The sequence below is a fragment of the Streptococcus sp. genome (assembly GCF_019414905.1).
In the GTDB taxonomy this organism is placed as follows: Bacteria; Bacillota; Bacilli; order Lactobacillales; family Streptococcaceae; genus Streptococcus.
This window is the reverse complement of the sequence record NZ_DXLC01000169.1, coordinates 1-2,116: the sequence shown is the minus strand read 5'-3', so window position 1 is coordinate 2,116 and position 2,116 is coordinate 1. Positions and strand designations below refer to the sequence as shown.

Here is a 2,116-nt window from a genome sequence, read left to right as displayed (position 1 = left end):
TGTTTTGAGGTTGTGGATAGAACTGACGAAGTCAGTAACCATACCTACGGCAAGGCGACGTTGACGCGGTTTGAAGAGATTTTCATTGAGTATAAGAAAAAATCAGTCCCCTAAAGGAGTAGATTATGAAGTTATTGTCTATCGCCATCCCTAGCTACAATGCCGCTGCCTATCTTCATTACTGCGTGGAGTCGCTAGTGATTGGTGGTGAGCAAGTTGAGATTTTGATTATCAATGACGGTTCTCAGGATCAAACTCAGGAAATAGCTGAGCGTTTAGCCGACAAGTATCCTAACATCGTTAGAGCCATTTATCAGGAAAATAAGGGCCATGGCGGTGCTGTCAATCGTGGCTTGGCAGAGGCTTCTGGGCGTTATTTTAAAGTGGTTGATAGTGATGACTGGGTGGATCCCCGTGCTTACCTGAAAATTTTGGAAACCTTGCAGGAACTAGAGAGTGAGGGGCAAGAGGTGGATGCCTTTGTGACCAATTTTGTCTATGAAAAGGAAGGCCAGTCTCGTAAGAAGAGTATGAGTTACGAGTCAGTTTTGCCTGTCCAGCAGATTTTTGGCTGGGATCAGGTCGGAAATTTCTCAAAAGGTCAGTATATCATGATGCACTCGCTGATTTATCGGACAGATTTGTTGCGAGCGAGCCAGTTCCAACTGCCTGAGCATACCTTTTATGTCGATAATCTTTTTGTCTTTACTCCCCTTCAGCAGGTCAAGACCATGTACTATCTGCCTGTCGATTTCTATCGTTATCTGATTGGGCGTGAGGACCAGTCTGTCAACGAGCAAGTGATGATTAAGCGTATTGACCAGCAACTAAAGGTCAATCGACTCTTGGTAGACCAGCTTGATTTGTCCCAAGTGAGCCATCCCAAAATGCGAGAATATCTGTTGAATCACATTGAAATCACGACGGTGATTTCCAGTGCCCTGCTCAACCGAGCTGGAACAACGGAGCATCTGGCAAAAAAACGTGAGCTGTGGACCTATATTCAGCAGGAAAATCCAGAGGTCTTTCAGGCCATTCGCAAGACCATGTTGAGTCGTTTGACCAAACATTCGGTCCTGCCAGCCCGCAAACTGTCCAATGTCGTCTATCAAATTACCAAATCTGTTTATGGATTTAATTAATATAAGTATTTTATAAGAGGGATTTAAGAAAAATTTTAACTTTTTCTTAATCCTTTTTAATTTTAGGAGATTATACTAGAGTCATCAAATAAAGAAAAACTCTAAGGAGAATCCTATGAAATTCAATCCAAATCAAAGATATACTCGTTGGTCTATTCGCCGTCTCAGTGTCGGTGTTGCCTCAGTTGTTGTAGCCAGTGGATTTTTTGTCCTAGTTGGTCAACCAAGTTCTGTACGTGCTGATGTGGTCAATCCAACCCCTGCTCAAGTCGTACCAGATGCTACTTCGGTGAGTGAAAAGAGCGACTTACCAGTAGAAGTTCTCAAAGAAGCAGTCGATACAGCTCTTCCTTCAGAGAAAGCAGACTCAACACCTAAAGCAAGCTTGGATGCTACAAGCTCTCCAGAAAAAGTGAATGTAGCTGATAAAGACCAAGTGGTAGCGCCAAAAGAAGAAGTGCAAGCAAAACCAGAATCTAAGAAAGAAACAGAAGATACGGTTAAACCTGCGACAAATCCTGCGCCTGCAGTTTCTGGACAAGACCGTGAAGCAAGTGAAGCGCAACCAGCAACCACCCCAGCTGAAGTGCAAAAGGGCGTGGCTGAGAACACTAAAGACACAGTAGATGTTCCAGCCACTTACCTAGACAAAGCTAACTTCCCTGGACCGTTCACAGCTGGTGTTAACCAAGTCATTCCGTATGAATTCTTCGCTGGTGACGGTATGTTGACTCGTCTGATTTTGAAAGCCTCAGACAAGGCTCCATGGTCAGACAACGGTTCAGCTAAAAACCCCGCCCTTCCACCAGTAGAGAAATTGGGCAAAGGTCTCTACTTCTACGAAGTGGATTTGGCAGGAACTCAAGGCAAGTCAGATAAAGGGCTTCTAGACCTCTTGAAACAAAATGGTACACAAAGCTATAAAGCTACCATCAAAGTTTACGGTGCTAAAGATGGCAAGGCAGACTTGAGCA

The 2,116-nt window shown here is 44.1% G+C and carries 2 protein-coding genes; both read left to right on the top strand.

Annotated features, from left to right (window positions below):
- The first annotated feature begins 125 nt into the window (after nucleotides 1–125).
- Nucleotides 126–1,142, top strand: a complete 1,017-nt coding sequence (locus QZ359_RS05000) for a glycosyltransferase family 2 protein (RefSeq protein ID WP_261022613.1) — start codon at nucleotides 126–128, stop codon at nucleotides 1,140–1,142.
- A 115-nt stretch (nucleotides 1,143–1,257) separates the two neighbouring features.
- On the top strand, nucleotides 1,258–2,116 hold an 859-nt coding region (locus QZ359_RS04995; protein WP_293963529.1), incomplete at its 3' end, for a fibronectin-binding SSURE repeat-containing protein.